At 73.9% G+C, this 25,769-nt stretch carries 22 protein-coding genes and 1 pseudogene; 14 read left to right on the forward strand and 9 right to left on the reverse strand.

Going from position 1 to position 25,769, the window contains the following annotated elements:
• Positions 1–706: 706 nt before the first annotated feature.
• Both ACFYT4_RS21200 and ACFYT4_RS21205 read left to right on the forward strand, forming a co-directional pair.
• Complete coding sequence (locus tag ACFYT4_RS21200) at positions 707–1,483, forward strand: collagen binding domain-containing protein (RefSeq protein ID WP_389270994.1); 777 nt, start codon at positions 707–709, stop codon at positions 1,481–1,483.
• A 191-nt stretch (positions 1,484–1,674) separates the two neighbouring features.
• On the forward strand, positions 1,675–2,253 hold the full coding sequence (locus ACFYT4_RS21205; protein ID WP_389270997.1) for a YdeI family protein: 579 nt from the start codon (positions 1,675–1,677) through the stop codon (positions 2,251–2,253).
• Positions 2,254–2,619: 366 nt separating this feature from the next.
• On the opposite strand, the gene ACFYT4_RS21210 is transcribed toward ACFYT4_RS21205, so the two are convergent.
• From ACFYT4_RS21210 to ACFYT4_RS21230, 5 genes are all read right to left on the reverse strand, one after another.
• Positions 2,620–3,099 (reverse strand): RidA family protein, encoded by a 480-nt coding sequence (locus tag ACFYT4_RS21210; protein WP_389271000.1) that lies wholly within the window; start codon positions 3,097–3,099, stop codon positions 2,620–2,622.
• 658 nt (positions 3,100–3,757) lie between these two features.
• Positions 3,758–4,537, reverse strand: a complete 780-nt coding sequence (locus ACFYT4_RS21215) for a VOC family protein (RefSeq protein ID WP_389271003.1) — start codon at positions 4,535–4,537, stop codon at positions 3,758–3,760.
• Positions 4,538–4,808: 271 nt separating this feature from the next.
• Complete coding sequence (locus tag ACFYT4_RS21220; RefSeq protein WP_389271006.1) at positions 4,809–5,237, reverse strand: DoxX family protein; 429 nt, start codon at positions 5,235–5,237, stop codon at positions 4,809–4,811.
• Positions 5,238–5,713: 476 nt separating this feature from the next.
• Positions 5,714–6,364 carry a class I SAM-dependent methyltransferase gene (locus ACFYT4_RS21225; protein ID WP_389271009.1) on the reverse strand — a complete coding sequence of 217 codons (651 nt, stop codon included), beginning with the start codon at positions 6,362–6,364 and terminating at the stop codon, positions 5,714–5,716.
• 95 nt (positions 6,365–6,459) lie between these two features.
• A complete protein-coding gene (locus tag ACFYT4_RS21230; protein WP_389271012.1) occupies positions 6,460–6,960 on the reverse strand; it encodes a GNAT family N-acetyltransferase in 501 nt (166 codons plus the stop codon).
• A gap of 900 nt (positions 6,961–7,860) precedes the next feature.
• Here ACFYT4_RS21230 and ACFYT4_RS21235 point away from each other — a divergent pair.
• The gene (locus ACFYT4_RS21235) at positions 7,861–8,589 is read left to right on the forward strand and encodes a hypothetical protein (protein ID WP_389271015.1); all 729 of its coding nucleotides are present in this window, start codon (positions 7,861–7,863) and stop codon (positions 8,587–8,589) included.
• Between the two features lie 368 nt (positions 8,590–8,957).
• Here the strand turns inward: ACFYT4_RS21235 and ACFYT4_RS21240 are convergent, their stop codons facing one another.
• The 3 genes from ACFYT4_RS21240 to ACFYT4_RS21250 form a co-directional block, all read right to left on the reverse strand.
• Positions 8,958–9,962 (reverse strand): tetratricopeptide repeat protein, encoded by a 1,005-nt coding sequence (locus ACFYT4_RS21240; RefSeq protein WP_389271018.1) that lies wholly within the window; start codon positions 9,960–9,962, stop codon positions 8,958–8,960.
• A gap of 203 nt (positions 9,963–10,165) precedes the next feature.
• On the reverse strand, positions 10,166–10,474 hold the full coding sequence (locus ACFYT4_RS21245; RefSeq protein ID WP_389271021.1) for a DUF6092 family protein: 309 nt from the start codon (positions 10,472–10,474) through the stop codon (positions 10,166–10,168).
• Positions 10,474–11,091: a nitroreductase family protein gene (locus ACFYT4_RS21250; protein WP_389271024.1), complete on the reverse strand. Its 618-nt coding sequence runs from the start codon at positions 11,089–11,091 to the stop codon at positions 10,474–10,476. The genes ACFYT4_RS21245 and ACFYT4_RS21250 overlap by 1 nt, the downstream gene beginning before the upstream one ends.
• 576 nt (positions 11,092–11,667) lie before the next feature.
• Between ACFYT4_RS21250 and ACFYT4_RS21255 the strand changes: the two genes are divergently transcribed.
• The 9 genes and pseudogenes from ACFYT4_RS21255 (at position 11,668) to ACFYT4_RS21295 (ending at position 22,697) form a co-directional block, all read left to right on the forward strand.
• Entirely contained in the window at positions 11,668–12,741 is a 1,074-nt protein-coding gene (locus tag ACFYT4_RS21255) for a DUF917 domain-containing protein (protein ID WP_389271027.1), read from the forward strand.
• Complete coding sequence (locus tag ACFYT4_RS21260) at positions 12,738–14,327, forward strand: hydantoinase/oxoprolinase N-terminal domain-containing protein (protein WP_389271030.1); 1,590 nt, start codon at positions 12,738–12,740, stop codon at positions 14,325–14,327. The genes ACFYT4_RS21255 and ACFYT4_RS21260 overlap by 4 nt, the downstream gene beginning before the upstream one ends.
• Positions 14,328–14,523: 196 nt before the next feature.
• Positions 14,524–15,849: an amidohydrolase family protein gene (locus ACFYT4_RS21265; RefSeq protein WP_389271033.1), complete on the forward strand. Its 1,326-nt coding sequence runs from the start codon at positions 14,524–14,526 to the stop codon at positions 15,847–15,849.
• A gap of 415 nt (positions 15,850–16,264) precedes the next feature.
• A pseudogene (locus ACFYT4_RS21270) lies at positions 16,265–17,083 on the forward strand (hypothetical protein); the annotation flags it as partial.
• A gap of 230 nt (positions 17,084–17,313) precedes the next feature.
• The gene (locus ACFYT4_RS21275) at positions 17,314–17,457 is read left to right on the forward strand and encodes a helix-turn-helix domain-containing protein (RefSeq protein WP_389271235.1); all 144 of its coding nucleotides are present in this window, start codon (positions 17,314–17,316) and stop codon (positions 17,455–17,457) included.
• Positions 17,458–17,613: 156 nt separating this feature from the next.
• Positions 17,614–18,375: an SDR family NAD(P)-dependent oxidoreductase gene (locus tag ACFYT4_RS21280; protein WP_389271036.1), complete on the forward strand. Its 762-nt coding sequence runs from the start codon at positions 17,614–17,616 to the stop codon at positions 18,373–18,375.
• 424 nt (positions 18,376–18,799) lie between these two features.
• On the forward strand, positions 18,800–19,570 hold the full coding sequence (locus ACFYT4_RS21285) for a uracil-DNA glycosylase family protein (RefSeq protein WP_389271039.1): 771 nt from the start codon (positions 18,800–18,802) through the stop codon (positions 19,568–19,570).
• Positions 19,570–21,123: a hypothetical protein gene (locus ACFYT4_RS21290; RefSeq protein WP_389271041.1), complete on the forward strand. Its 1,554-nt coding sequence runs from the start codon at positions 19,570–19,572 to the stop codon at positions 21,121–21,123. The genes ACFYT4_RS21285 and ACFYT4_RS21290 overlap by 1 nt, the downstream gene beginning before the upstream one ends.
• A complete protein-coding gene (locus ACFYT4_RS21295) occupies positions 21,120–22,697 on the forward strand; it encodes a S41 family peptidase (RefSeq protein WP_389271044.1) in 1,578 nt (525 codons plus the stop codon). Before ACFYT4_RS21290 ends, ACFYT4_RS21295 begins: the two co-directional genes overlap by 4 nt.
• Positions 22,698–22,936: 239 nt before the next feature.
• Here ACFYT4_RS21295 and ACFYT4_RS21300 read toward each other — a convergent pair whose 3' ends face one another.
• Positions 22,937–23,470, reverse strand: a complete 534-nt coding sequence (locus tag ACFYT4_RS21300; protein WP_389271046.1) for a MarR family transcriptional regulator — start codon at positions 23,468–23,470, stop codon at positions 22,937–22,939.
• A gap of 47 nt (positions 23,471–23,517) precedes the next feature.
• Between ACFYT4_RS21300 and pip the strand changes: the two genes are divergently transcribed.
• A complete protein-coding gene (gene pip / locus ACFYT4_RS21305) occupies positions 23,518–24,477 on the forward strand; it encodes a prolyl aminopeptidase (RefSeq protein WP_389271049.1) in 960 nt (319 codons plus the stop codon).
• A 185-nt stretch (positions 24,478–24,662) separates the two neighbouring features.
• The gene (locus tag ACFYT4_RS21310) at positions 24,663–25,634 is read left to right on the forward strand and encodes a zinc-binding alcohol dehydrogenase family protein (protein WP_389271237.1); all 972 of its coding nucleotides are present in this window, start codon (positions 24,663–24,665) and stop codon (positions 25,632–25,634) included.
• Positions 25,635–25,769: the final 135 nt, after the last annotated feature.

Genomic DNA, 25,769 nt, shown 5'->3' on the forward strand with positions numbered 1-25,769 from the left:
GCCGGACGCGTATCCGGACGGGCGCCTCCCCGGCCGGGACAGCCCCGGGCAACGACGGCGAACGCCCCGCGAACACGCCGCCGACCGGGGAAGGGCAGTGGCGGCGCATCGTGTTGTCACCTGCCGAAGACCCTGCGAACGATCGCCCTGCGCCGAAGGGTCAGGCAAGCCGACGGCCGGCGGCCTCGCTCCCGGGCCGGCCGCACACGCGGGTGCGGCGTCGACATCCACGCTCCCCACCTTCCGGCACCCCGCCGCGGCAGGCACGCGGCGAGGGACCGGGTGGGGTACACCCCCGGCGCCCCGGGTCGACGCCACCCGGCCCCGCTCTCGCCGCGTGGGCGGTGTCCGGGTCCGGTGAACGCGGACTCGCCCGTACGCCGCCGGGCCCCGCGCCCCGCGGAAGAAAGCATGCCCCCGGCGAACGCGCGTTCCGCGGGGAGGAGTCGGGCTGTCCGGGGCCAAGGTCCCGGCGGTCCGGCCCGGCGGGCGCCCGCTGTCCGGATGGCCGACCGCGTGTGCGATGGCCGGGTGAAGAAGCGCACGGGACAGGTGACCGAAGCGCGCCGACCCCGATCGCCGGTTGTGATGCCGACATGCCCCCTCACCACGGCAGCGATGCCGCTTCACAGTGTGCGACGGCACCGGTTCGTGGGGGCGCCGCGATCGTGCGAGACACACCGGCGGACGGCTGCGCTCCCTCGCCGTGGCCACCGGCGCGGGCCTCGCGGCCCTGGCGCTGGCCGCACCGCCCGCGGCCGCCCTGCACCCCTCCGATCCGGCCACCCCCGTCAAGGGGGCGGTCAGTGTCCTCAAGACCGATGGCGGTACGGGAGCGCCGCTCGCGGGCGCGGTGTTCCAGCTGTGGCGGGAGTCCAACGGCGTCCCCGGCCTCCAGACCACCGCGTCCGGCAGCACCCCCGCCGACACCTTCCTCTTCGCGTGCACCACGCCCGCGAACGGCGTCTGCGGCCGCTTCGTACCCGTCGACACGTACTACTGGCGGGAGACCACACCCCCCGACGGATACCGCCTGCCCGCCAACCCGGTCTACGGCCCCTTCACCCCGACCGTCCCGAACGGGATCACCGTCACCGCGCCCGACGACCTCGTCAAGGGCAGGATCAAGGTCCGTAAGACCGACGCGAAGAACGGCAAGAAGCTCGCGGGCGCGGTGTTCCGGCTGTGGCGCGAGACCAACGGCGTTCCCGGCCTCCAGACGAAGGCGTCCAACGGCACTCCCACGGACACCGCCGTCGGCACCGGTTGCTCCACCGACCACGCGGGCGTCTGCCTCTTCGCACCGCTCGGCCCCGGTACCTACTACCTCCAGGAGACCGACGTCCCCGAGGGCTACGTCCTCCCCGACAACCCCGTGACCGGCCCCTACACCATCACCGCCGACAACGCCGACGAGCCGATCGTCGTCGACATCGAGAACAAGCGCGGTGAACCCGGCAAGGGCAAGGCCGGTACCGCCTGAACCACTCCCGCAGGGGGATGAGAGGAGGGCCCCGCCCGACAGGGCCGCGGGCCCTCCTCGGCGTGCCGTGGCGCCGGCTGCACGGCAGCGGGGTGTCCCGGCGGCCGGGTCGGTGTGCCGGCGCCCGCCGAGGGGCCGTCACCCGATGCCGGGCAGGCCCTGCAGAGGCGGGCAACGATAGCCTGGAGCGCATGGATCAGCTCGACGGAGTGGACATCATCGCCTTCCCGGACGCCCGCGCGTTCGAGGACTGGCTTGCCGAGCACTACACCCGGCACGAGGGTGTGTGGATCAAGATGGCCAAGAAGAAGTCCGGCATCGCGTCGGTCACCGAGGACGAAGTCGTCGACATCGGGCTGTGCTTCGGCTGGATCTCGGGGCAGCGGAAGTCCCTGGACGAGCAGTACTACCTGCAGAAGTACGTGCCGCGCAGGCCCCGCAGCCTGTGGTCGCGGGTCAATGTCGACAAGGTCGCGTCGCTCACGGCCGCGGGACGCATGCGCGAACCCGGGCTGGCCGAGGTGCGCAAGGCCCAGGAGGACGGGCGCTGGGCCAGGGCGTACGCGTCGCAGAAGGAGGCGACCGTGCCCCCCGTTCTCGCGGCGGCGCTCGACGCGGACCCCGAGGCCCGAAAGGCGTTCGACGCGCTGGACAGGTCCGGCCGGTACACGGTGATCCTGCCGTTGCTCCAGGCCCTCACCCCACAGGCCCTCCAGGACCGGCTCGGCAGGGCCCTGCGCACGCTCAAGCAGGGTGACGGGCCGGAGTAGCCGGCTACCCCGAGGCGGCCCGCCGGGGCGCGTGCCGGGCGATACCGGGCGTGGTGACGGGACATCCGTCATAGCGGGCCCGCGGTGGCCGCCTGACGCTCGGCGGTGGTGGACGGTCCGGCGGCGGCCCTGCCGAGCCGCACGGCCCAGCCCGTGGCCGCCTGCCGGTGGTTGCCGGTCAGCGCCTCGACGAGCCGCTGGACGCCGTACTCGCCACAGGGCCCTGGGCGCGCATCCGCCCGACGGCCGGTTCGTGACGGCGCCGAGGTGCGGTCGCCACGAGGCCCTGCGGGAGGCGCCGTCGGGGAGCGGAGGCAGCGGTGGCACGGCGGGCGCGGGTGGGCGCGCCGCGGGGATCACCACCCGTCAGGTGAGGGCGACTTCCGCCTCGATCTCCACCGGTACGCGGAAGGGTAGTTCCGCCAGGCCGACCGCCGAGCGGGCGTGGCCGCCCGCCTCCGGCCCCCACAGATCGAGGATCAGATCGGAGAACCCGTTGATCACCGCGGGTGCCCGGGTGAAGCCGGGCGCGGCGTTGACCATGCCGAAGACCCGGAGCCAGGCGGTGACCCTGTCCAGATCTCCGAGTGCCCGCCGCAGGCTCGCGAGGACCGCCAGGGCCGTGGATGCGGCCGCCTCGTACGCCTCCTCCTCCGTGACCTCGGCACCGACCTTGCCCAGCAGCGGGGGGAGTGACCCGTCCGGCATCAGGGGGCCATGGCCGGAGACATGGGCGCGGCCGTCGCGGATCCGCACCCAGGGAAAGGGCAGGGTCACGCCCGGGGGCAGCTTCATCCGTTCAGGGAGCACCAGTCCCCTCTCGGCGAGTCGTTGCTCGATGCGCATGCCTCTCCTCGCGGTTCAGGGACACAGCGGGCCCCGGCGGGCCTGAGTGGAGGGTCTCCGGCACGCGGTGGTGGCCGCGCCCCGCCTCCGTAGCCCCGCGTGCGTACCGCCGACAACCGGGCGCGGCCGGGGGCCGGGAGTCCAGGCTGATCCCTCTCCGGAACACAGGCAAGGGACAGCGTGCCCAACGGGCGGCGGGCGACTGGGCGCACTGCCCACCGGGGAACCGTGACCCGCGGGCGCGGAACACCGTCCGTACCGCCTGTCCCGCCTCCTGATGCGGGACCTCCCCGGGGGTACGGGGGTGCGCCGGCCGGCTCGGTGTCCCCGGGTCACGCCGGGGTCCGGTTCCCGGCGCTCCACGGCGAGGCCGGTGTGTCCTTGCCCTCGCCCGTGGGAAAGCGCCCGCCGGGAGCGGACGCGGCGGCGCGGGAGTGGGAGCGCCGTCGTCCGCGAGCGGGGCCCGCCGGTGGTGCCGGAGAATCGGCGCGGGTCCGGCGGGACGCACGCGTGCCCCAGGGCCGGGCCCCACACCGTCGTACGCGGCGCGGCCGTCGGAACGCCTGGGGCGTGCGGGCAGGGCGCCCGCCCACGTACACATGAAACGGAAGCCGCACGGAGCCCACGTGTGCGGCGGGGGATCAGGCGGGCTGGATGATCAGGCGGGCTGGGGTGCCGGCGTGATGACGGCGAACGGCGCGCCGGAGGGGTCCGCCAGCCAGGCGATCCGGCCGACTTCCGGAACGTCGGCGGCGGGCATCAGGACGGATCCGCCGTGCTGCTGCGCCTTGGTGACGACGACGTCGGCGTCGGCCGCGTCGAAGTAGGGGATCCAGAGCGGTTCCATGCCTTCCTGGAGTGCGGCGAGACCGCCGAAGGAGGCGTCCTCCTGATCGCCGTCGGCGGTGGACAGCACGGTGTAGGTCATGCCGGGCATCTCCATGTCCTGCGAACGCCAGCCGAACAGGGAGCGGTAGAAGGCGCGCGCGGCGGCCGGGTCCGGGGCGTGGAGTTCGACCCAGCACAGCGTGTCGTGTTCGGAAGCCGTCTCCAGGCCCTTGACCGCGGCGGGCTGCCATACGGCGAAGTCGGCACCGCCCGGGTCGGTGAAGAGGGACATCCGCCCCGCGTCCATGACGTCGAACGGCTCGACCCGGACGGTCCCGCCGCTCTGCCCGACCGCCTTGGCGGTGGCGTCCGCGTCGGGGGTGCGGAAGTAGACCGTCCAGGCCGGGCTCGCGCCTTCCTCTGTGAGCGGTCCGAGCGCGGCGACCGTACGGCCGTCCTTCTGGAAGAAGCCGTAGCCGCCGGCGTCGGGCCCGGCGGACCGGTAGTCCCAGCCGAAGACGGCGCCGTAGAACTCGGCGGAGGCCGCCGTGTCGGGGCTGCCGAGGTCGAGCCAGTTGGGGGAGCCCGTGACGAAGTCGGTGCTGAGCATCGTGAGGTGTCTGCCTTTCGGAGTTCCGGTCAACGCGGGTTCGCGAGAAACGCCCGCCCCCTGGGCCTGACTGCTCCCAGCAGCGATCCATCACGGATAGTAGCTATATCAGGACAAAATGCCAGAACCATTGACACGCCGGACCGAGCCTCCGACCGGGCGGACGGGCCTCTCGGCCGTAGGGCCGCGCGCGGGAGACGGGCTCCCGGACGGGAGGTCTCCCGGTGGACGAGTGCCTCGGGAGCGGACGCGTCGGGGCACCCGGGTCGCCTCACGCGATGGTGAGGGCCGCCGCCACGATGAATACGGCCTGGAGGGCCGTACGGGGACCGAGCGGATCACCCTGCGCCACCCCTCTCCGGGCGGCGGAGACATTGGCCGGAAACATGGCGATCAAGAGCAGGATCAGCCCGCCCGCGGCCCAGGGCGCCGTCACCGGGATCAGCAGGCCGATCGCGCCCGCCAGTTCGAGGACGCCGGTGAGCGACACCAGCAGGTCCGGCCGGGGCAGATTCGGCGGGACCATGCCGATGAGGTCCACGCGGAACTTCGGGTGGAAGTGGGCGAAGCCGGTGAACAGGAACATCAGCGCGAGTCCGACGCGCAGTGCGGGCTGCCAGGCGTCCAGTGCCTCCACACCGGCCAGCCCCGTCAGCCGGGCCGCCAGGAATCCGACGACCAGGGCGATGAGTGGCTCCATCCGAACCTCCAGAGTGCGTTCCGGGGCGTCCAGGGTGGAGTCGTGTCGGCGCCCGGGGTCCTGTGCGGCCTTCGGCCACTGGACCACCCGGCCCGGATCCGTATCCCGTCACGGTGCGGACGTGGGGCCGACCGGGCGGCCGTTCGCACCCGGTTGGCCCAGGGCCGCCGCGGGGCGACTCCGGCGGTCCGCTGAAGGCGACCGCCGCGCAGGACCCCGCGCAGCTGGGCAGGCTCGCGGTGCGGTCGGCGGCCCGGGTGGACGATTCAGCCGACCGGCCCGGCGCCGGGCACGCGGGCGCATCCGGGAGTGCTGTACGGCCGTGTCCGGCCCGGACGCGATGCCGCCCTACCTGAAACCGCCGCGCGCAGAGGTGAGGGACGGAGGATTCCTCGCCGCCGTCGGACACCCGCGGCACCGTACGGCGTCCGCCGCCCGTCCGCCGTTCAGCCGTTGTTGTGTCAGGCGTTGTTGGGTCAGCCGTTGTTGTGGAAGACGAGAAGGTAGCGCCAGAACAGCAGCCTGCGGACACGGCAGCCGGGCAGCAGCAGCGCGGCCTCCCTGCGAATCCGGGGCAGGGGCATCGTCGGCTGCTTCACCGGTGCCTTGACCCGCCCGCGCCCGGTCGCGGGTACGGAGGCGGACGACGGGCGGAGCCGGTCGGATGCGGCGGCGCCCAGCCGGGCGGCGACGTTGACCGGGACGGCGGCCACGCTCCACGCGAGGTCGAGCGCGCTCTTCTCCGGGTAGCACCCCAGGATCACGAGCACACCGCCGGGCGCGAGCGCGTCGCGGAGCGTGGTGACGGTGTCGAACGGCATGTGGTGGAGGCTCGCCAGGCAGGAGACGAAGTCGTAGTGCCCCGAGGGGAGTTCGGTCTCGGTGACGTCCGCGTGCCGGAACCGGGGGCTCCTGGTGTCCGGCGTGCGGTCGAGGTGTGCGGACCGGGCACGGGCCTCCGCGATGACCGCCTCGGACGGGTCGATCGCATCGACGTCCATGCCCAGGCGGGCGAGCCTGCGGGCGAACCGGCCCGTCCCGCAGCCGACATCCAGCGCCGTACCACGGCGCGGCGGCACCTGGCGCAGCAGCAGCGGATGGTAGTGGTCGTTGTGATCGAAGGGCATGACAGCACCCTGCCACGGCGATCTGTCGGGCTCCGGCCCCTCCCCCGTGCCACGGACGGTGTGGGTGCGTGATCCCGCCCCGGTGGAACCGGTGGTCATCCCGAGGTGTGGTGCAGGTCCACCCGTGCCCGGAGGGTGTCCCCCTCCCGCGCCAGAGCGATGCCGCGTTCCGCGAGGATCCGCCGGACGGCGGTGTTCCCGGGTGATGTGCACACCAGGAGCGAGTCGAATCCCTCGGCCCTGGCGGCGCCCAGCAGCAGGGTGAAGACCGTACGGCCGATGCCCCCGCCGCGGTGGGAGCGCCCGATCCACATCCCCGCCTCGGCCGTGTGCCGCTCGTCGTCCAGCGGGAACAGCCGGGCGACCCCCGCGACGGCCGGGCCCGACATGACGGCGTAACTGCTCTCGACCGGCACCGCCGCCAGCGCTCGCGACCGGTGGAACCTCAGAAAGGCGGCTCGGCGCGCATCCGTCCATCCGCCGGGTCCGTCGACCGGGGGCATCACCTCCAGGGGGTCCGCGTCCGACACGGCGGTGTCCAGGACCTGTTGGAGCAGATCGTCGTCGAGTGGGCGGAGAGTGACATCGCTGCGCATGGGTCGTATCGTCCCAGCGGCACGCGCCGGTCTCCACCGGCGCGGCGACCCGTGAGCCGGTCACGGCGAGGAGCCTCCGGCCGGCGAGCCGGGTCCGGGCGATCCGGTGGCGCGGAGGCCGACCCAACGCTGGTTCGGGAGGTGCGTCCGTACGAGGTCTTGCCCGTCTCCGGGCCGCGGCCGGGATGCGGCGCCCCGTCGTGCCGGGGCAGTCGGCGCGGACCGGATCCGTACCACCGCCCAGCCCCTGGGGGCGATCACAGCTCCTCCCGCCTGTTCGGCAAGGGGCGCCGGGCGCCCGGCCGTGCACCGGCACCGTGGTGCTGCCGGCCGACGTGCCCGGTGACAACCCGGGCTCCGTTGACCCAGGATGGGGGGAGTCGGTGGCGTCGTACGTCATGGGGGAAGGCGGTCGTGGTGGGCGGAGGCGGTGGGTGGCGGGGCTGGAGCCGGGGGTGGATGCGGGGTACCGGGTCCTCGGGGCGCCGCGGGCGGTTCGGCACGGGCGCCTTCGGCGAACGTCCGGCGGCGGGCGGTGCCCCGCCCCGCCCCGGCACCACTCCCCCGGCAGGGAACGTCCCCGCATCCGGCCCGCCCTCCGGCGGTGCGGGCCCGGGAGGCACCGGCGGGCAGGGTGGCGGAGACGGCCGTCCGGCCGGCTCCGGTACGCCACCCGGCGGGCGCGACGGGATGCCCGCCGGGGACACCGACGCGACCGCGGACCCCGGCGACCCGGCGCCCCCGGGCACTACCCAACCGCCTCACGACGCCGGGGCGGCCGCCCCCGACGGCGGTTCGGGACATCAGCAGCCCGCCTCCGCGGGCGCGCAGGGCACCGGAACGCCCGCGGGGCACCGGGACGCCGGGCCGGTGGGGCGGCCCGCGACGGAACCCGGACCGGTGGACCGTCATGCGGCCGACTGGACCGGGAAGGGCGCCGCGCCGATGGGGACGTTTCCCGGCAAGGAGCTGGCGGGGACCCCGCATCCAGGAGGCCATGTCGGCTCCGGAGCCCCCTCCCACCCCGGGACGGACGGCGGCTTCCCGCCGCAGATCGCGCACCCGCACCCCCTGGACCCCGGCAAGGCCCCGATGAGCCCGCACCCGCCCCACCACACCGGCCCGTCTCCGTACGGAGACGGGCCACGGCCTTCGGGAGCCGGGCCCGGCGGCGGGGACCGGGCGGACCAGGGCATGGGCTCGGACGACGTACCGATGGAGCCCACGGGCGGCTCCGGCGAGTTCGCGGGACCCCCGCCCCCGCCCCAGGGCACGACTGTGGCACAGGAGTTGGAGGGCACGGGGAACCTCGGCGGGACGGCGGTAGACGACGGGGAGCCAGGCGCCGGGACGGCGGACGGGCCCCTTCCACCCAACGCGCCGCCCACCGCGCCCGTGCGGAGTGCCGAGGAGTCGCAGACGCAGGTGCCGTCCGCGTCCGGTGACACGGCGGCTCCGGGACACCCCCTGGCGGGAGAGGGGTTCGGGGCTACCGCGTTCGACTTCGACGGCGGCTGCCCCGACTCCGGTCCCGCGCCGGACCTCGCACCCGCGTCCCCGGACACCGGCACCGTGGCGACGGAGTTCGACGGCTTCGCCTTCCCGGGCCCGTCCGAGCCGATGGCATGACCCGCTCACCCGCCGAGCGACGGAACACCCGTGCGGGGCCGGTTGGTGCCCCTTCCCGTCGTACGGCCGTTCCCGCGGCGGCCGTTACGGCGTACGGGCTCGTCCATGGACGGGTGTCCCTGCCGCGACCGTGCCCGTCGGAGACCTCCCGGCGGCGGTGTGCGGGCGGCCGGGGTCCGGCCGGCGCGGACGCACCCCGTCCCCTGCTTCCGAGCAGAGCACGGGACGGCCTCACGCGGTTGAGGGAACGGACCCGCGTCGGACGCCACCGCCTCACCGCGCGTCGGCACCGGCTCGGGCGACGCAGTCTCGGCGAGCGCGCTGTCCGGCGATCTATGTTGTCCGGCGCCGGGCGACGGACAACGGGCTCAGGTCCACGGGCCCCTGACGACGTGGCGTTCGGGGAAGGTCCTGGACTCCACGTACCGCCCGATCTCCTGGACCTGTTTCGGTGTGCCGATCCCCGTCAGCTCGACGGTCCGCGTGGAGGAGGCCCCCGCCTCGTTGTAACGCAGCGTGAGCGAGGCCGTATTGGTGAGGTAGGTCCCCAGCGTCCGCGCGTAGCCCGGCGATTCGACGATCTGGTAGTACCAGATGAACTGGACCCTGCGCCGGACGAATCCGGACTTCACGTCGACCCCGTACTCGTAGAAGTCGGCGCCGTCGGTCCGCGGCCTCACGAGCAGCAGGACGAGGGAGGAGAGGAAGAAGACCCACGCCACCAGAGCACCGAGAACGAGGAACGCGGAAGGCCCCATCAGGCTGCCCCTGCCGAGGAGCGGCACGGCCAGGGTCAGAACGGCGGCGACCAGGAACCGTTTCCCGATCACGATCAGAAGATGGCGGGCCTTGAGCCTCACCGACATGCCCGGCCGCCCGCGGTCCGCCACCCGGTGGGCCTCGGACTGCGACCGGAGCGTCGGCGGCCCCGGGGTGAGCGCCCTGCCGACGACGGGCGGACCGCCGGGCGGAGGAGGAGCCACGTGTGTGGTGGCACCCGCGGGATCCTGACAGGCTCTCAGCCTGGCGGCCGTGTCACGGAAGTCGGGGGCCACCGCGAGGACCTTCCGGTACGCCTCGGCCGCGCCCGCCGGATCCGCGTCGGCCTGGAGGAGCCGGCCCAGGCGGTACGCGGCCTGATAGTGCCGTGGATCATGGTCCAGCACCCGGCGGAACTGGACCTGCGCCTCGGCGGTCCGCCCCGTGTCGGTCAGACAGATACCGAACGCGTAGCGCCCGGCGACATCGTCGGGCTCCTCCCGGAGCAGCTCCTCCAGCAGGGGTAACGCCTCCTCGGGCCGCCCCCGCCGGTGCAGGTCGCTCGCCCGCTCGTACAACGAACTGTCCGCCCCGTCGGCCGACGACGCCGCCATGCTGCCCCCTGTGTAGCCGCGCGGTCACGCAAGCAGAAGCATTGTGCCGCTCCCGCGCCCCGCCGTCAGCCCCGACGGCAGGACCGCCCCGGCGGAAACCCGGCTCCCACGGGGTGGTCGGCCCCCTCCCTGGACGTACCGTCGTGGCCGCCGCCCCAGGGGCACGCCCCCGGGGCGGCGGCCCGGTCCGGTGCGGCGTGGTGTCAGGCGCAGTCGCGGGCCCGACGCCGCGCCTCCCGGGTGAAGGACTCCACATTCTCCGCGAGCCATGCCTCGAACGCCGGCTGATCGGTCATCGCGAGGTTCACGTGCGCGAGGAGGTCGGCCCTGGCCCGGCTCAGGAACTCGTCCCGGCCGAAGGCCTCGTCCTTCTCGGCGAGTTCCATGAGGCGGCTCGCCGCGTCGACCATGCGGAAGGCCCCGAGGACCGGTGTCTCCTCAAGGCTCACGGGGGCGCTGCACACCAGATGGGTGATGATCTCGAACAGCTTCTGGTCCAGGTTCCCGGACATCAGCGATCCCCCCTCGGGAACTCGGATCCGAAGCGGTTGTGGTGCACCGAGGTCGTGAAACCGCGCGCCCCGGGCGCGGGTGTGGCCGGGACGTACCCCACGGCGATCGTCACATCTGGCCGGATGTGGGGCGGCAGGTCCAGGAGCGCGGAGACCGCGGCCCCGGACCAGCTGGTGATGGTGCAGATGCCGAGTCCCAGGGTCTGGGCCATCAGGGCCAGGTGCGCGCAGGCCGCGCCGGCGTCGAGCCGGGACGCCAGACGGGCGCCGCGCCGGCCCATCACCCGCTCGGCGCGTTCGAGGTCCGTGCAGTGGACGAGCATCGCGGGCGCGTTGTTGAGGAATCCGGGCAGCACCTGCCGCGCGGTGGCCATCAGCCGGGGATCGTCGACGACCACGAGGTTGCGTACACCGGACCGGGCCTGCTGGGCACGGGTCGCCGCCCACACCATGCGTTCGAGGAGTTCCCGGGGTACCGGCCGCTCCTCGAACTCACGGTACATACGGCGGCGGCGCATGCCGTCCGCGACGTCGAGCGGCCGAGGGGTGTCCGCCCCCGTGTCCGGGCCGGTGGCCGGCGGCCCGGTCCGGGTGGGCATCGCCTCACCGGTGGCCATGGTCCCGCCTCCGTCCGCCGGTGACGGCCGGGACGCCGCGCCGGTTCTCGTACGCGGGCCCCGGTTCCCGTGCGTGCCCGTACCCGTGCCGGTACGCGGCCGGGGCGGTCGGCCCGGCCTCGCGGGCGACCGGGCGGACGACGGTGCCGCGACCGGACGTCACCCGGTCGGCGGCCCCCTCGCGCGGAGGTCCCGGAGGTCCAGGCCGCCTGTCGCGGGTGATCTGGATGGAGACGGTGGGATTCATGCGGCCTCCTACTGGGCACGCGGCGGGGTCAGGTCTTCAGGCTGGGCTCACGGCCGAAGACTGACAAGGTGCACGATGCCCAACAGACGGCACGGCCATGGGCGTTCCGCCCACCGGTGAAGCACCGCCCCCGGGCCCGCGATGAGAGGAACCGGTCGGGCCGGGCGGGCACGGGCCGCCGCCCGGGCCGCCCCCGCGCGCCGGACCGGCCGGACCGCGACGGCACCTGCCGGGGCGAAACGCCCAAGGAAGCCGCCCGGACTGGGCACACTGCCCGATGACATCCCCCCGGACAGCTGGTTCGCTCTCCACCTATCGGAGGTGAGTCGATGACCTACATCACACTGGACGACGTAGAGGACCTGGCCCTGGGCGCGGTGGTGCTCGGCACGGGCGGCGGCGGGGACCCGTACATCGCCAAACTCATGCTGAGCGAGGCCATCAGCAGGCACGGCCCGGTCGAAGTGGTCGACGCGGCCGACCTCGACCCGGACGGCCTGTTGCTGCCGGTCGCCATGGTGGGCGCGCCCACCGTCATCGTGGAGAAGTTCCCGAACGGCGGCGAGGCCGCGAAGGGGCTGCGCGCGCTGGAGGGCCATCTCGGCCGTACGGGCGTGGCGGTCCTGCCGATCGAGAACGGCGGGATGAACTCCCTCTTCCCCCTCGTGGTGGCCGCGGAGCTGGGCCTGCCCTGTGTGGACGCGGACTCGATGCGCCGCGCGTTCCCGCAGATCGAGCTGACCCTGTTCACGCTGGCCGGTCTGCCGTCGTCGCCGATGACACTGGCCGACGTCAAGGGCAACTACGTGCTCTTCGAGAGCGTCGACAACGCCATGGGCGAGAAGCTCGTCCGGGCCTGTGTCGCCCAGATGGGCATGGTCGCCGTGATGAGCGCCTACTCCATCACCGCCGAGCAGTGCGTCCGGCACGGGGCGAACGGCTCCCTGACCTACTGCCTGGAGATCGGCCGCCGGATCCGCGCCGTCCAGGAGGGGCAAGCCGGGGCGTACGAGGAGTTCCTGAGGTTCTGCGAGGCGGAGATCCTCTTCACCGGCAAGGTCGCCGACATCGAGCGGCGGACGACCGGCGGCTGGGCGCGGGGCACGGTCACCCTCCAGCACCTGGAGTCCGAGGACCGCGTCATGCGGGTCGAGATCCAGAACGAGAACCTGGTGGCCTTCGACGACGGCGAGGCGAAGGTGACCGTGCCGGACCTCATCACCCTCATCGACGTCGAAACGGGGGTGCCGCTGACCACCGAGGCGCTCGCCTACGGACAGCGGCTGCACCTCATCGCGATGCCCGCTCTCGACCGCTGGCGCACACCCGAGGGCATCGCCCTCGCCGGTCCCCGTGCCTTCGGGTACGACATCGACTACGTCCCCCTCGGAGGCGCGAAGTGAGTTCCCTGCGCATCGGCATCGACGTCGGCGGCACCCACACGGACGCGGTGGCCGTCGACCCGCTCGGCCGGGTCGTCAGCAGTCACAAGGCCGCCACCACTCCGGAGGTCTTCGACGGTATCCGCGCGGCGCTGGCGGGTGTGCTCGCCGAGGTCGGCCCGGACGAGGTCGGCCGGGTGATGCTGGGCACGACCCACCCCGTGAACGCCATCATCCGGCGCAAGGACCTCGCGCGGGTGGGGATCCTGCGCATCGCGGCGCCCGCGACACTGTCCATCGCGCCGCTGGCCGCCTGGCCGGCCGAACTGGCGGACGCCGTGCGCGGCCGGGTGGCGATCGTCCGCGGTGGCCATGAGTACGACGGCACCGAGATCAACCCGCTGGACACCGACGCGGTCCGCCGCTTCGCGGAGGAGTGCCGGAACCGGGTCGACGCCATCGCCCTGACCGGGGTGACCTCGCCGGCGAACCCCGAGCACGAGATCCACGCCGCCCGGATCGTCGCCGAGATCCTCGGCGAGGGCTTCCCGGTCACGATGGGGCACGAGGTCGGCGGTCTGGGGCTGCTCGAACGGGAGAACTCCGCGATCCTCAACGGCGCGCTGACGTTCGTCGGCAGGAGCATCGTCGCGGGGCTCGAACAGGCCCTGGACAGTCACCGGCTGCACGCGGAGATCTATGTGACGCAGAACGACGGCACGCTGCTGTCGGCCGCGGAGGCGATGCGGCGCCCGATCCTCACCATCGGGTCGGGACCCACGAACTCCATGCGCGGCGCGGCCTACCTCTCGGGCCTGTCCGACGCGATCGTGATGGACGTCGGCGGCACCTCGGCGGACGTCGGCCTGCTCGTGGACGGTTTCCCGCGCGCGTCCGCGCTCGCGGTCGAGATCGGCGGGGTACGCACCAACTACCGGATGCCCGACCTGATCTCGATCGGGCTGGGCGGCGGCACGATCGTGCGGACGGAACCGGAGCTCGCGGTCGGCCCCGACAGCGTGGGGTACCGGCTGACCGAGGAAGCCCGGATCTTCGGCGGCGACACGCTCACCCTCTCCGATGTCTCGGTACTGGCGGACCGGGCCCGCTTCGGTGACCCGGCACGGGCCGCCGATGTCCCCCTCAAGGTCGTGGACGGCGCGCTCGGCTGGGTCGACGGACGGATCCAGGTGCTCACCGACCGGATCAAGGCCGCCCGCGTCGACATGCCCCTGATCGCCGTCGGCGGGGCCGCCCATCTCATCCCCGACGCGATCCCCGGGGTCAGCGAGGTGCACCGGCACGAGCACGCCTCCGTCGCGAACGCCATCGGCGCGGCCATCGCGGAGGCGTCGGGCACGATCGACCGGGCCTACCGGTTCGACGACAGCAGCCGGGAGGAGTGCCTCGACGAGGCCAGGCGTGCCGCCACCGAGGCCGCGGTGCGGGCGGGCGCCGATCCGGCCCGCGTGCGGATCACCACCGTGAACGAGATTCCCATGGCCTACGTCCCCGGGGACTGCGCCCGGGTGCAGGTGAAGGCCGCCGGGCCCCTGCTGGACCGGTGGGCGCCGACGACAGCACTCCCCCCTTCGGAGACCTCATGAAGCCTTCCCCGCGTCACGTGCGTTCCCCGCAACCGTGGTGCCCAGGGCATCCCCCGCGATCCCCGGACTCCTCCCGTCCCTCGCGCACTTCGCGTCCGGTGCCCTCACGACGCCCGCCCCGCGCCGCCGGGCCGGCGGTCCGTTCCGCGGGCGCCGGCCCTGCCCGGCGGGACGGCGGGCGGGCACGGTGGCGCGCATGACCCGGACCCTCATCCACTCCGGCACGGTCTTCGACGGCACCGGCGCCGGCCCGCGCCCCGCCGATGTGGTCCTGGAGGACGACCGGATCCTCGACATCGGCACCGGCCTGGACGGTGACCTCGCGGTCGACGCCACCGGGCTCACGGTGCTGCCGGGCCTCATCGACTGCCATGTGCACACCGTGCTCTCGGGAGCGGACCGGCTCGGCATGATGGAGGAGCCGTTCTCCTATCAGTTCTTCGCCGCGGCCCGGAATCTGCGCCGCACCCTGGACTGCGGCATCACCACGGTCCGCGACGCGGGCGGGGCCGACCTCGGGGTGAAGGCGGCGCTCGCGGACGGCCTGATCGAGGGGCCGGATGTGGTGGCCGCGATCACCGTCCTCGGACAGACCGGCGGGCACACCGACGGGTGGCTGGCCAACGGAGAGTGTCTGCGGCTCCTGACGCCGCACCCCGGACGGCCGGACATGATCGTCGACGGCCCCGCGGAGATGCGCGTCCGGGTACGGGAGCTGGTGCGCGCGGGCGCCGATGTCATCAAGGTGTGCACCAGCGGTGGCGTGCTCTCGCCCCGCGACGATCCCCGCCACGCCCACTTCGACGACGAGGAACTCGCCGTCTGTGTCGCGGAGGCGGCCAGGGCGGGCCTCGCGGTCATGGCCCACGCCCAGGGTGCCGAGGGCGTCAGGAACGCCGTCCGGGCCGGGGCCCGCAGCATCGAGCACGGCATCCACCTCGACGACACAGCCATCGGCATGATGGCGGACGCCGGGGTCTGGCTAGTGCCGACCCTGCTCGCGCCGATCGCGCTCACCGAGCGGATGGACGCCGGGGCCGCCTTCCCGGAGGCCGTGGTACGCAAGGCACGTGACGTCGTCGAGGTTCACCGGGCGTCGGTACGGCGGGCCGCCGAGGCGGGCGTGCGGATCGCGATGGGGACGGACAGCGGGGTGTTCCCGCACGGCTCCAACCTGCGGGAGCTGGAGCTGCTGCACGCGGCGGGCCTGGACGGACCCGCGGTGCTGCGCGCGGCGACGTCGTCCGCCGCCGAACTCCTCGGCCTCGGGGACCGGACGGGAACCCTCGCACCGGGCCGCCGCGCAGACCTGCTGCTCCTCGCGGGTGACCCCTTCGACTTCGCGGAGTACCGCTCCCGCGTCCGCGTGGTGTTCCAGCGCGGCAGGCAGGTGCGCCGCTACGGCACCGGCGCGGACGGGGAACCCCCGGGTGAGGCGTCCGCCGGCGCCGGAGCGGAGGGCTCCCGGATCGGGCCGGCCGGCCGAGGCGCTCCGGCCGGCGGCGCTCATGGGGGACAATGACGCTGTGCCGGACCGGTCGGGGTACGTGAGCCTCGGACAGCTGCTCGCCCTCGGGCTGCTGCCCGGGCACGAGGTGGTGGGCGGCGCGGCCGGGCTGGGCCGTCGGCTCATCGCCGTACTGCCGGGGACGTCACCGCGCCGGATCGGCGATCTGCGCGCCGGGACGGCCGCCGTCTTCGAACCGGGCCGGCTCGACGCGGCCGATGTCCTCACGGACTACGCGATCCGCCTCGGCCACAGCGTCGGCATCGCCGGGCTGATCCTCCAGCGGCCCGCCACCGCCGTCCCGCTCGCGGCCCGGCGGCTCGCGGACAAGTTCGAGGTGCCGCTGGTCCTGCTGGACCATGTGGACACCGCCGCGGTCGTCTCGGCCCTCGATCCCCACGTCCGCGGGCCCGAGGTGGTCGGCGCCAAGATGGTGGCGCAGACCGCGCACCGGCTCAGGACCGCGTCGCAGACCCCGGAGGCACTCGTCGCCGTCCTGTGCGCGACGCTCGGCAATCCGGTCGCGCTGGTCGACAGCGAGGGCCGCCTGGTCGCCGGTGACGCACTCGCGCGCGAATCGCTCGTCGCCGCCGGTCTCGTGGTTCACCTCCAGCGCGGCGGGCCCGCCGCCTCGTCGGCGGAGACCGACGGGGACCACCGGGTGGTGCTGCAGCCGCTCACGCTTGAGCCGGGCGGGCCGGCCAATCTCTGGCTGACGGCCCGGCTGCCCAGGGCGGGCTCGTCGCTGACGGAGCCGGCCCAGCAGGCACTGGGCGTCGGGGCCTGGGCGTTCACCGCGTATCTGGCCACCCGGTCGCTCGCGGCGGAACGCCAGAGCCGCCGGCGCGCGCTGCTGCTGACGGAGATCCTGGAGCACGCGGAGGCACCGCCGGGCCGGACGGTGGAACGCGCGACCGCCGCGGGATGGCGGCTCTCCGGCTGGCACACGGCGATCCACGTCGTCGTCAGCTGGCAGTCGGGCCGTTCGCGCCCGACGGACCTCGCCGAGCGGATCGAGGACGCCCTCACCCACCACGGGATCACGGCGAGCCTCGTCGAGCGTCCGGACGGCTGGGTGTTCTGGACGACGTCGGACACGGAGCCCGACGCGCTGCGCGGTGCCGAACTGGCCCGGAGCGTCCGGCGGGCCCTGCTCCGGGAGGAACGGGACTGGCTGCGTCTGCGGCTCTGCGCCGGAATCGGCCGGCCCCACGCCGGTACCGCCGGTCTCAAGCAGTCGCTGCACGAGGCCGGGCAGGCGTGTCTCCTCGCGCGGACCCAGGACGTCGCCGGCGCCGTCGAGCACATCGACGCCATGAGCCTGAAGCGCCTGCTGGTGGGGTGGTACGGCTCCGGGCCCCTGCGCGAGGTCGCCGCCGATCTGCTGGAGCCGCTGTGGGCCGCCGACCCCGCGGGGAACTGGTCCACACCCTCGGCTGCTATCTCGACCACGAGTCGTCCGCGACGACGACCGCAGGCGTGCTGGGCGTCCATCGCAACACCGTGCTGCACCGGCTCGAACGCGTCCGGGCGCTGCTCCCCGTCGACCTCTCCCGCCCCGACGAACGGCTCGTGGTCCATCTGGCGACCCGCGTCGCCGGAATCGGCCGGCAGGAGGAGTAGTGCGCCGCCCGCCGGGTGCCCGGGAGCACGGACACCGAACGCGCCGGAGGCGGCCCGAGGGGGAACCGGCCCCGCGCCGGGACATGACCGGTCGTCACGGACCGCGTCGGCCGGGGCGGGGACGGGAATCCCCGCGGGAGAGGAAGTGGGGTGCCGATGGGGACGTATGACGGGCAGAGACATCCTCGGGTCGTGATCGTCACGGGTGGCAGCCGGGGCATCGGGCGCAGTGTCGTCGAGCGGCTCACCGCCGACGGATTCGCGGTCCTCTTCACGCACTCCGGCTCCGACGCCGAGGCCGGGGCCCTGGAGTCCGGGCTCCTCGACACCGGCCGTCTCGTCCGGGGGATCAGGCTGGACGTCACCGGGGACGACGCTCCGGTGCGGGCGTTCGAGGCCGCCGAGAACCTGGGGACGGTGGTCGGCCTGGTGAACAACGCCGGGGTCACCGGCAGGATCGGTCCGGTCGTGGACCTCACCGACGCCGATCTCCGGCGGGTCGTCGAGGTGAACGTGGTGGGGCCGGTCCGGCTCTGCCGGGAGGCGGCACGGCGGTGGACCGGGCGGACGGAGGGCGCGTCCATCGTGAACGTCTCCTCGGTCGCGGCGCGTACCGGATCCCCGTACGAGTACGTGGCCTACGCCGCGACGAAGGCGGCCGTGGAGACCCTGGCCGTGGGGCTCGCCAAGGAGTTGGCCGCCGGCGGTGTCCGGGTCAACGCCGTGTCCCCGGGGACCGTCGACACCACCATCCACGCCCGTGCCGGCGAGCCGGGGCGGGCACAGCGGGTCGCGTCCCGGATCCCGCTGGGGCGTCCCGGCAGGCCGGGGGAGATCGCCGACGCGATCTCCTGGCTGATGTCCGACGGCGCCTCCTACGTCACCGGGGCCGTTGTCGAGGTATCGGGCGGCCTCTGAGGAGTGTCGTCGAAGTGGCGTCGTCCGCCCGGCGGGCGGGCCACCGCCCTGATCCCGGCGCGCACGCCCGGTGGCGGCATCGCCGTACGCCGGTGCCACGGACGTCCGCCGCCCGCGCCCGCGCGAACCGCCGCCGACGGACAACACCCGTGCCCCAGCGGAACAACCGGGCTCGCGCAGGCGGCGGCCGCCACCGTTTGCGAGGGCCGGAGCGGTGTGTTCCCTTGGGATGGAACACCCGCATGGCCGACAGCCCCCGGATTCCCGCCGGGGCCAGGACGCTCCGGCCGCCCGGCGTGAGGGGTGTCCCGGGCACAGAGGTGTCCCGGGCAGCTGCCCATTCTCCGCCGGCACGGCCATGCCGCTCCCGTGACGTGATCACGGAGTAATCGCGTGTGCCATCGGCCGGTCGAGGAGGTCCACCATGACGCCGGAATACGATCGCGGGCCGACGGATCGGTTCGCCGAGCTGCTCGCGAAGGTGCCCGACCCGCCCGTCCTGTCGGCGTTCTGGTACGACTGGGGGCCGATCTTCTACCGGGGCCGGCTCGACGGCTCGGCCCGTGTGCTGATCGTGGCCTCGGACCCCGGGCCGACCGAGCGGATCGCCGGGCGCAGCCTCGTGGGCAACGCCGGGCAGCGGGTGCAGGGCTTCCTCGGAAAGCTCGGTCTGACCCGCTCCTACGTCTGCCTCAACGCGTGGGCGTACGCGGTCCATCCGGGCCAGGCCTTCGCGATGAAGGACAGACTCGACGAACCGGCGCAGACGCAGTGGCGCAACGCGGTCTTCGACCGGGCGACCGACGGGACACTGCAGGCCGTCGTCGCGATGGGGTTCATGGCCCAGGAGGCGGTACGCCTGTGGACCACCCGGCCCCAGACGACGCTGGTCGAGGTCCCCCACCCGTCCAGCCACGACGAGACGGCGCTGCTGGACGCGTGGCGCGGCGGCGTCACGCAGCTGCGCCGGATCGTGACGCCGGACGACGACGGCGACAACACCGGCCCCAACTACGGCGCCGTCTTCAAGGAGTCCGACTACAGCGCGATCCCCCGCCGCGACCTGCCCTTCGGCGCACCGGCGTTCCTGGGTGACGACGCCTGGGTGCGCGCGAAGCCGGGCGAGGCGCAGAACTCCGTCGGCCGCCCGTCACCCGACGACGGGCACACCCTGATCTGGAAGGCGCCGGGCTGATGGCGCTCGTACTCCGTGGCACGGTCGTCACCTTCGACGGCGAGCACCGGGTACTCGACCCCGGCGCCGTGTACGTCGGCGACGACGGCCGTCTGGCCGCGGTGCGGCCCGCCGGGCAGGACCCGCCCGCGGGCTTCTCGGGCGCGCCGCGGATCGACACGGGCGCGCTGATCCTCCCGGGTCTGATCGACCTCCACAACCACCTCACGTACAACACACTCCCCCTGTGGGAGGCGGTCGGCGTCCCCTACCAGCACCACGACCGATGGGTCAAGGAGGACGAACCGCCCGGCTACTCCACGTCGGTCACCTGGCCGGCCAAGGTGCTCGGTCAGGCGGCGCCCGAGGCGCTGGCCAAGTACGCCGAGGTCAAGGCGCTGATCGGCGGGACCACGGCCATCCAGGGCGCGCCCATCTCGACGCGCCCCGTGGACGGCTGGCTGCTGCGGATCATCGACACCGAGAAACTGCCGGCGGGCACCGACATGGTGATGACGGCGGCGCTCCAGCTCGACGCCGACGTCCTCCGTGACGACCGGGCGCCGAAGCTCGACGGCACGCGCCTGCTGATCTACCACGTCGCGGAGGGCAGGCCCGGCTCCCTCGTGCGACGCGAGTTCGAGGAACTCGAACCGTGCCTGAAGCCGGGCCTGATCGGCGTGCACGGCACCGCGCTCGGGGCCCCCGACTTCCAGCACTGGCAGAACGCGGTCGCGGAGATCGACGCCGCGGAGCGGGGGACCCTCGTGTGGTCGCCGTTCTCCAACTACTGGCTCTACCACGACACGACGAACGTCATCGAGGCGGACAGGAAGGGGCTGCGGATCGCGCTCGGCTCCGACTGGTCGCCGTCGGGGACCAAGCACGTGCTCGGCGAGCTCAAGGTCGCCGACGCCGTCAACGGCCACGCGCTCGGCGGGCGCTTCAGCGACCGCGACCTGTGCGACATGGTCACCGCGAACCCCGGCGACGCGCTGGCGACCGCCTGGGGGCCACAGGTGGGCCGGCTGCGGCGCGGCGGCGCAGCGGACCTGCTCGTCCTCGAACGGCACACCCCCGGTCAGGACGTGTACCGCACCGTCATCGAGGCGACCGAGCGCCACGTGCGGCTGGTCGTGGTGCGCGGCCGCCCGTTCTACGGAACGCCGTCGCTGATGACCGCCGCCGGCGCGACGGACACCGACACGATCACGGTGGCCGGGCTCAAGCGCCGCGTGGCGGTGCGTCAGCCGGACCGGACCGACGCCAGGCTCGACTGGCCCGGCGTCAGGCGCGCGCTCGAAAAGGTCCGCAAGGACCCGGTCGCCGCCTGGCACGACTCGCAGGACGCGCTCGCGGGGTGGGGCGGGCCGCTCGACGACCCCGATGCCCCGCTGGTCCTGTTCGGCGACATGCCCGAAGGCGACCTGGGCGCGTTCGCCGCCGGCGGCGAGGTCCCGCCGGGTCTGGAGATCCCGCACCTGGACCCGCTGACCCACGACGCGGCCTACTTCGCCGCCGTGACACGCAGCGGCGTGCCCCAGCTCCAGCACCTCGCGGGGTACTACCCATGAGCCCGGAGGCCGCCCGGCGGGTCCGGGCCCTGCCGGATTCGACCGGTCTGGACGAGTTCCTGGAACGGAGCGCCGCCGACCCGCTGCCGCTCGCGGCCCGCTACCAGCTCGTGGCCGCCGCGCGCGCACTGCTGGAGGAGCTCTACGTCCACCTCCCGCTCAAGCGGGCGATGTACGCCACCGACCCGGTCCAGGGCCTGCGCCTGCTGGAGCGCCGCCTCGCCCCGCTCAGCGAGCTGCAGTTCCACGCCGAACTCGCGGGCGTCTTCCGGGGGCTGTGCGACCTGCACACCGTGTATCAGCTGCCCGAACCGTACCGCGGTCATGTGGCGACACTGGGTTTTCTCGTCGAGCGCTACTTCGACGCCGACGGGACGCCTCACCACATCGTCTCCAGGATCGACCGCTCCCTCGCGCACAACGGCTTCGACGCCGGCGCCGAACTGGAGGCCGGGAACGGCGTGCCGATCGAGCGGGCGATCGAGCGCAACGCGGCCGCGCAGGCGGGCGCCAACCTCGACGCGCGCCTGGCGCGCGCGCTCGACTCGCTGGCGCTGCGCCCCCTTCGGACCTGTCCCCCGCCCGACGAGCGCTGGGTCACGCTGTCCTACCGCACACCGGCCGGCCGCCGCCGCGAGACGCGCGTCCCGTGGCGCGTGCGCGCCGCCGGGCGGCACGCGGGACGCGCGCAGGATCCCGTCCCGACGCTCGCGACCAGCCTCGGCATCGACGCGGGAAACGAAGCCACCCGCCAACTGAAGCGGGCGCTGTTCGCGCCGGCCCGGGCACGGGGTCCGGCGGCGGCCCTCCGCGGCGTCATGGACCACCGGACACTGCGGTTCCGCGGCCGCTCCTTCGGGTACCTGCGCGTCTTCTCGTTCAACGTCCCGAGCGCGCGGCTGTTCGCCGAGCAGGTGGCGCGGATCGCGGCGCGCGCTCCGGCGAGAGCGCTGATCGTGGACATCCGCGGCAACCCGGGGGGCCACGTCCCGGCCGCGGAGTGCGCCCTGCAGGTCCTGAGCGAGGCCCCCGTCGTCCCCGTGTGCTTCTCGCTGCCGACCACCCGCGCCGCGCTGGCGCTGACGCGGTCCAACCCGGGATTCCGCGTCTGGTCGAGCTCGATCCGCGCCGCCGTGGAGACCGGCGAGCCGTACTCCCAGGGATTCCCGCTGACCGACCCCGAGGCGATCACCGCCGGACTGCCCCGCCACGCCGGCCCGAAAGTCCTGATCACCGACGCGCTGTCCTACTCTGCCGCCGACATCTTCGCGGCGGGATTCCAGGACAACGGCCTCGGGCCCGTCCTCGGGACCGCGCGGCGCACGGGCGCCGGCGGCGCCAACGTATGGACCCACGAGTTGCTGCGGGTCTGGCTGCCCGAGCTGCTCGGCGGGCTGCCCCGCGGCGCCGGGTTCCGTGTCGCGCTCCGGCGAGCCACGCGGGCACGCGGCAACGTCGACGTCCCGCTGGAGGACCTCGGCGTCCAGGCGGACGAACTGCACCTGCTGACCGAGCGCGACGTCACCGGGCGCAACCAGGACCTGCTGGCGGCCGCCGCAGCCCTGCTCGCCTGAATCCGCGCCTTGTCCTCCCGAACGATTCGGCCCTGCGCCACGGTTCGGTTCGGCTCCCTCTTCAGCCGCTCCACCGCGGGCGGACCGACCCGGTGGAGGAACAAGGGGAGCCGTCGGCGGAAGCCGCCCCCGGCGTCCGGCACAGCCACCTCGTACGCGAGGGTGCCCGCGCGGTCCGGGAACACGGAAGGGCGCCCGGCGAACGGCCCGTTCCGGTCGGCGCCCCCGTACCACCGAGGTCACGGCCCGGTCAGGTCCGACGGCGGTGGTACGGGGGCGCCGGGGCGGGGCGCCGCGGGCTGCGGGACGGCGGCGTCGGCGATCCGGCGGCGCATCGGGCGCCTGCGCAAGGCGTCCAGCGCCTCGTCGACCAAGGCGCTCAGGGGGAAGGAGAGTTCGGCCTCCAGCGCGGTGGCGGCGGCCGTGGTGGCGGCGGACTCGGCGTCCAGGACCGGCAGGAGTCGCTCGGCGCGAGCGGTCAGACGGACGACACGCTGCCGCGCGTCCTCTCCGGGGGCGAGGACGACAAGCTCCTGAGCGGCCATGTGGGCGACGGTCTGACTGGCCGCGGAATGAGTCACTCCGATGGCGCGGGCGAGGTCCCGGATGGCACTGGGCCCGGAGGCGGCCAGGGCCCGGACGACGGGGGCGAATCGGGGGCGGAAGTCACGCAGGCCGAGGTCCTCGTAGACGGCCGCGACATCGCCGTCCAGGAGATCGAGGAGTTGGCGCAGCCGCGTACCGAGCAGTTCGGGACCGGGCGAGTGAGGCACACCGTATTGTAACAGCACTGTTGTATCTTGGCCGAGGAGGTCCCCGCATGCGTGAGCTGTATCCGCCGATCGAGCCGTACGAGCACGGGATGCTCGACGTCGGCGACGGCAACCTCGTGTACTGGGAGGTCTGCGGCAATCCGGAGGGCAGACCCGCGCTCTTCGTCCACGGCGGGCCGGGGTCGGGCTGCCACCCCCGGCTGCGCCGGTACTTCGACCCGGAGCGGTACCGGATCGTCCTGTTCGACCAGCGCGGCTGCGGACGCAGCACCCCCCACGCGGCCGACCCGGCCACGGACATGCGGCACAACACGACCGCGCATCTGATCGCCGACATGGAACTGCTGCGGGAGCGGCTGGGAATCGACCGGTGGCTGCTGTTCGGCGGATCGTGGGGCTCCACCCTGATGCTGGCCTACGCCCGACAGCACACGGCGCGGGTGTCCGCGATGGTCGTCTCCGGAGTCACCACCACACGCCGCTCGGAGATCGACTGGCTCTACCGGGGTCTGGGCCGGATCTTCCCCGAGGAGTGGGAACGCTTCCTCGCCGGCGCCCCCGGCACGCCCCGTGACGGCGACGTCGTCGCGGCCTACGCCCGGCTGACCGGGCATCCGGACGCGGCGGTGCGGGAGAAGGCCACGGCCGACTGGTGCGCATGGGAGGACACGGCCGTCTCCGGTGAGCCGAACGGCTCCTCCCGGCCCTACGGCACCCGCCCCACGGCGGCCCGGCTGGCCCTGGCCCGGATCTGCTCCCACTACTTCTCCCACGGCGCGTGGCTGGAGGAGGGCGCCCTGATCCGCGACGCCGGACGGCTCGCCCCGGTCCCCGGCGTACTGATCCACGGCCGGCTCGACCTGAGCACTCCCCTGGACACCGCGTGGCATCTCGCCCGCGCCTGGCCCGGTGCCGAACTCCACGTCGTCGAAACCGAGGGGCATCTCGGCGGAGACACCACACGCGACCTCGAACTCCGGGCCCTCGACCGCTTCGCACGCGCCTGATCCCCCGCCGGGCGCGGTCCGCCGGCCCCAAGGCGCTGGACCGCGCCACCGGTCGGCGCCTCAGCGCGTGTACGCCATCGGTGCCCACCGCGGTGCGATCACCGCCCCGCTCCGCCCGCGCCTCTGCGGTGCTGCGCCACGATGACCCCGGCGCACCGACCGAGGAGGCAGCAGTGGCAGGGACCATGAGAGCCGTCGTACTGGACGCACCCGGAGGCGTGGAAGCGCTCCGGCTGCGCAGCCTCCCCGTTCCCGAGCCCGGGCCGGGCCGGGTGCGGATCAGGGTCGAGGCGTTCGGGCTGAACCGGTCCGAGCTGCACGCACGGCTCGGGCTCGCCGAGGGCGTCACCTTCCCCCGCGTGCCGGGGATCGAGGCGGTCGGCACCGTGGACGCCGACCCCGGGGGAGTGCTGGAGGCGGGTCGGCAGGTGGCCGCCATGATGGGCGGAATGGGGCGTACGTACGACGGCGGATACGCCGAGTACACCGTCGTACCGCGTTCGCAGATCATCCCGTTCGACTCCGCGCTGCCCTGGGTGACCCTCGGCGCGGTGCCCGAAACACTCCAGACCGCGTACGGCTCCCTCACCACCGGACTGGACCTCCGGGCGGGCCAGACCCTGCTGATCCGCGGCGGGACCTCCGCCCTGGGGCTCGCCACCGCCACCCTGGCCAAGGACCTCGGCGCGACCGTGCTGTCCACGACCCGCAACCCCGACCGCACCACGGCGCTCGCCGCGCACGGGGTCGATCATCCGCTGGTCGACGACGGCGCGATCGCCGCACGGGTTCGGGACCTCCTTCCCGAAGGCGTGGACGCGGCGCTCGAACTGGTCGGCACCCCCACCCTTCCCGACACCCTGGCCGCCACCCGGATCCACGGGACCGTCTGCTTCACCGGGATGCTGTCGAACCAGTGGATCGTCCATGACTTCTCCCCCATCGCCTATCTGCCCCGGGGCGTGCGCCTGACCGCGTACGGCGGCGAAGCGGGCGACCTGCCCGCCGAGGTGCTCCAGCGCTGGCTCGACCGGATCGCCACGGGCGGGATCTCCCTGGGACCCGTGCACGTGTACGCCCTCGACGACATCAGGACCGCCCATCAGGACATGGAGCAGGGCCGCCGCGTGGGAAAGCTGGTCGTCGTCACCCGGTGACACCGGGCGCCGGACGTCGGTACCCCCTGGCGTCCACCGTACGACCACGCTCCGCGCCGGTGCCTCCGGATGTACGCACATCACCCGGTCCACCCGTCGGGCGGCCGGACCACCCCACATCCGAACCAGAGCGCC

This window comes from Streptomyces sp. NPDC004609, from assembly GCF_042873655.1.
Taxonomy (GTDB): domain Bacteria; phylum Actinomycetota; class Actinomycetes; order Streptomycetales; family Streptomycetaceae; genus Streptomyces.